Origin of the sequence: Enterobacter sp. 61D5 (assembly GCF_034107965.1) — a bacterium.
Lineage (GTDB): Bacteria > Pseudomonadota > Gammaproteobacteria > Enterobacterales > Enterobacteriaceae > Enterobacter > Enterobacter cloacae_M.
Window position 1 is genome coordinate 1 of the sequence record NZ_JAWNFK010000006.1, and the last position, 4,316, is coordinate 4,316.

The window sequence follows — 4,316 nt, forward strand, 5'->3', positions numbered from 1 at the left end:
GAAAGCGAGACGCAGGTATCAGGATATTCTCAGAACCTGCGCATGCAGGGGCAATACCTGGACCGTGAGACAGGGCTGCACTACAATCTGTTCCGGTATTACGACCCGGACTGCGGGCGGTTTACGCAGCAGGACCCGATAGGGCTGGCGGGGGGGATAAACCTTTACCAGTATGCGCCGAATGCGCTGGGGTGGGTGGATCCGTGGGGGTTGAGCCGTGAGTGTAGCGGTAAAACGAAACCTGATTTCTATGTCGGTCCAGCGGGGCCAAGCGCTACAATGCCATCTACAGCCTATCGCTATATGAGGTATCTTGAGGATGACGGTTCGATTAACGCATGGGTGCCTAAAACATTTGAATCCAAATCCGCACCAGTCACTTATTTTGGTTTTGATAAATTAGACTCCGGTCGCACAGTAAGAGATGCATTCCAGATCAAAGGAGCAGATAAATTGAATCCACTTGATCCTTTGGATAAATCATGGAGTGATGGACGTCTTAGAGCTGAGTTTGATACGCTTCAATTATATGAAAATGGTGTTCCGCAAGTGCGAACCCCGAGAATGTTCGGTGATAGACCTGGAGCACCACTTGAACCGTTTACTAAGGCATACCCTGAATACGGCCAAGGTAATGTTCAACAGCTGCATGCTGAAAATAGAGTTATTAATTTCGACAAGATTGATATTCTGCCAGAGGAACCATGATAAATTTACAATCTTATAATGAAGTGTTAGATTTCCTGGAGCTATTTTTTCAAAAATATATTCTTGATTCTAATTTTCTTCATGATATGCAATCTATTTTAGATGGTTGTCGAAAAGAAAAAATGGTGGCTATTCGAGCTATAGACTCATGTTTCATGGAATATAGGCGAAAAACTCAAGATTATAGAGTCCCTACTCAGGAGGAACAGGAAATATGGAAGCAGTTGTTCAATATATGGCAATAAAATATTAAGTAAACAAATGGCGAGATGGTTTTTAGTTAATATTCCGTATTATTTTACTAAGATGATACTACTACCATCGGTATCAGGGTATAATATCTTTTTTTATGTGTTAGTATAATTTCGTAGTAAAAGCGATGACAGAAGAAGAGTTACGAAAGAATCTTGTTTTTTTAATAAAAAAATATGTTCGGGAAAGTCAACAGGAAGCATTTTATGCTGACATATCAAAGCCTGATGTGCCAGTGAAAGGTATTTTAGCTGATTTTAATAAAGTCAAAACAAGAACCGTTGATGAAGCGGATGGAGATTTGATACGTAATATTTACTTTTATTTTTGCTAGCAAATACTTATGCGGGGAATTAATTTTTCCAGATTGTTTATTATGTTTGTTTTTTATGGAAGGTGAACAGGTTGATGCATGGGGAAGGGTAATTGACTCTTGACTCGTCCCAATCCTTACCCTCTTCTATGAGGGATATTAGAATTATATTAATTACAGGTTTTATTTTATATATCACGGATTACGCTGATTTCCTTCTTTTAACTTTACTCAAAACCTGTACGCCGCAGATGTTAATCAGTTCGACGGGGCTGGGAAAATTACCCCTAACCGCCTGCTGCAGGAGATGCACGGGGACGTGCCGATGACCTAAGTATACTGCGACCAGACAGTGATGGCCGCTGGCACATACTGACGACGTTAATGCCCCAGAGATCTTCTGGTCCACTGCCAGCCCAACGGCACGCCAGAGCTGATAGTGGATATCGAAGGGAGATGCGCTGGGAAGGGGCGAACTTAGCCTGAGGTAAGCTGCTGCTGGAAAGCTAGACGCAGCTATCAGGATATCCCCAGAATTGGATGTGCCAATTAAATCAGTGTATGAAGTCAGGAATACCTATCATGAATTACGAATTATATAATGAAGTACTCGATTATCTCAGTTTTTTTTCAACGAAAGAGTGGATTCATCAATTTATTTAGAAAAACTAATGACTTTGATTGAAGGATCTCGCTCTGAAAAAACGGTGATAATAAGAGCTATTTATGAAACGTACATGCAGTATGTAAAACAAAATAGAGATGGCATAAAAATTATAGCTGGGGAAAAAGAAATGTGGATTGACTTACTGTACCATTGGCAATAAGACTTTATTGTTGTGCGGATGTCATTGTAAATTATTATAACAAATGTAATTTGTACACGGAAAATTCTCCTCATATGGATGTTATCATGTTGAGTCGATTATATCATTAAGATCTTGTCACACAATCAAAAGTAAAGCAGGGCAACATGATTGAATTAAAATTTAAACCGATTACAGGTGAACTAAATCTTGATGATCTACCTTTGGAAATTGATACTGAAGAAGGCTTTTGTAAGTGTGATTTATACCGCGAATTAGCAAAACACAAAGCTGTAAAGAAAACCATGCCAAATCACTACCTTGTTGACTCAGTAGCGTTTTTCGACAAAGAATTTCAAGTTACTATACGCACAGTGTGCTATGGTTTTCCTTTTATGCTTCATCTTGTTGATAAAAACAGTCAATACTATAACGCATTAAATGATTGGAACGCTCGAACCAATATTCACATGCTAAATGAATCAGTGAAAAGCCTGTCTGATTGGCTGAAAGAATCACTAAACCTGGACACGCCTGATACCACGGAAAAAGACATCATTAGGTGGAACTTTGAGTGGGGGCGGGTTTCAGTCTCATATGAGACAAAGTCATTTAATCATGGGGTATATATAGTTGGGAATATAACGTAGTCACTTCCAGGCAAGGTTGTTTAGATATGTTAGAAATGAAACTTGATGTTCATACTGGATTTGTAGCAATTAACAACTACCCAATCGAATTAAAAGATATTGATACTTTTAAAAATTCCGCATTTTACAAGTTCTTCTCGCCATTGACTATAATAGGCTCTTTTTATTTCGCTATCGATAATATTAAATGGAAAGATCAAATTTTCATTTTGGAACTAAGGCCTTCAGCATTTTCTTTTACCCCATCATTATTCCTTAGTAGTAAGGATGGAAGTTTTTATAAAACGCTAAATGATTGGGATAAAAGGGCAAGCTTGAGTAATTTATCGGATGAGCAGCAGCGTTTGACAGCATGGGTTGAGAGTGAAATAACCTCAAAGCCTAAACTTAAAATTACCAATCCCCCATATGGATTTCAATGGGCGCATGAATGGGGAAGTATTGTTGTACAGTCTAATGAAAAAAGCTTCGATTGTGGTATTTATATCGAATGGTATGTTTGACATAAATGATGTTATTAATTAATAAAATCCCTCATTTTCTTCTCGCCATACTTTTTCTATTGATAACTTATAGCTCAATAAAAATGAAATTAACTAATAGACTGAAGAAGAAGATATTAGTGCTGGATGGCATTGATAATGACTTTTTAGATTATGGCGCAAAAATAGTATGCCCTGAATGCGAGGGCGTAATAGTCTACTCTATCGTAAACTCATATGAGTTGACACTCTCACTGAAGAGGTAAAATGCTTTTTGGTTAAGAAAATGAGAGGTGTGAAACTTGTTAGTGATCATAATGAATTTAGCTATGATGAAAGCCAATTATATGTTTTGGAAAACACATGTTCAAAGTGTTTAAAAGAGTTTTCTACTGTATTCACGTATAAAGAAGTGCAGCCAGCCCGATACCGGGTATATCTTGTGGGGCTTTTTGACGGTGATTTGAAACAGTTCAAACTTTAAAAGTTGAGATTTACCAATGATTGAAAATCTCATTTGTATTAAAGAAAATGACCTGCTTCAATGGGCATGTGGTGAAAGTAACATACTGGTTAGTATGCCATTTTTAGACTATGCAATGGTCGACTCTACACGCCAGTTAGTCTTTGCGTTAAGCGAGCCAAAGCCATTACCAACCGTTTTGACCATCTTCAATGCGCAGGGTGAAAAACTATTTTGGTCTGCGCCTCCTGAAGGCGCAGCTTTCTATTACTTAACTTTCAACCTGTCAAAGCAAGTGGTTGTGGTCTGTAGCTATGCGGAAAAGCAAAACGGCTGGCATGATTGGTTTTATTCCTGGGATATGAAGCGTAACGCGTTGTCTCTATCGGGCCCTGCGTATTAGCATCAAAAGCACCAAAAAATGATAACTATAACCGGTGGCAAAAGAGGGCTGCATAAGCAGTTCCAACAAGCGGTTTAAAACAGAGCTAAGAGGCAAAGGATGAGCACGGTTTACATTGTCATTTTAACCTATATCAAACCACTCGAAGAGATTGACGCAGCGATACCTGCTCATGTTCAGTGGCTTAAAAAAGGGTACGCAGAGGGGATTTTCCTGGTGTCCGGTAGACGGTTCCCAAG

General features: G+C 38.8%; 6 protein-coding genes. All 6 read left to right on the forward strand.

What is annotated here, in order from left to right; genetic code table 11:
* Positions 1–708: RHS repeat-associated core domain-containing protein (locus UTM25_RS05205; RefSeq protein WP_320714420.1), on the forward strand; the 708-nt coding region annotated here is incomplete at its 5' end.
* Positions 709–1,087: 379 nt separating this feature from the next.
* Positions 1,088–1,294 (forward strand): hypothetical protein, encoded by a 207-nt coding sequence (locus UTM25_RS05210; protein ID WP_194399463.1) that lies wholly within the window; start codon positions 1,088–1,090, stop codon positions 1,292–1,294.
* 952 nt (positions 1,295–2,246) lie between these two features.
* On the forward strand, positions 2,247–2,729 hold the full coding sequence (locus UTM25_RS05215) for a hypothetical protein (protein ID WP_194399462.1): 483 nt from the start codon (positions 2,247–2,249) through the stop codon (positions 2,727–2,729).
* A gap of 26 nt (positions 2,730–2,755) precedes the next feature.
* Positions 2,756–3,232, forward strand: coding sequence for a hypothetical protein (locus UTM25_RS05220; protein WP_194399461.1), 477 nt, complete (start codon positions 2,756–2,758; stop codon positions 3,230–3,232).
* 479 nt (positions 3,233–3,711) lie between these two features.
* Entirely contained in the window at positions 3,712–4,077 is a 366-nt protein-coding gene (locus UTM25_RS05225) for a hypothetical protein (RefSeq protein ID WP_194399460.1), read from the forward strand.
* Between the two features lie 99 nt (positions 4,078–4,176).
* Positions 4,177–4,316 (forward strand): YciI family protein (locus UTM25_RS05230; protein ID WP_414146747.1); only part of this gene is annotated, 140 nt, incomplete at its 3' end.

Coding starts and splice junctions, on each gene's coding strand:
- UTM25_RS05220 (WP_194399461.1), top strand. CDS start 2,756: ATGTTAGAAATGAAACTTGATGTTCATACTGGATTTGTAGCAATTAAC.
- UTM25_RS05210 (WP_194399463.1), top strand. CDS start 1,088: ATGACAGAAGAAGAGTTACGAAAGAATCTTGTTTTTTTAATAAAAAAA.
- UTM25_RS05215 (WP_194399462.1), top strand. CDS start 2,247: ATGATTGAATTAAAATTTAAACCGATTACAGGTGAACTAAATCTTGAT.
- UTM25_RS05225 (WP_194399460.1), top strand. CDS start 3,712: ATGATTGAAAATCTCATTTGTATTAAAGAAAATGACCTGCTTCAATGG.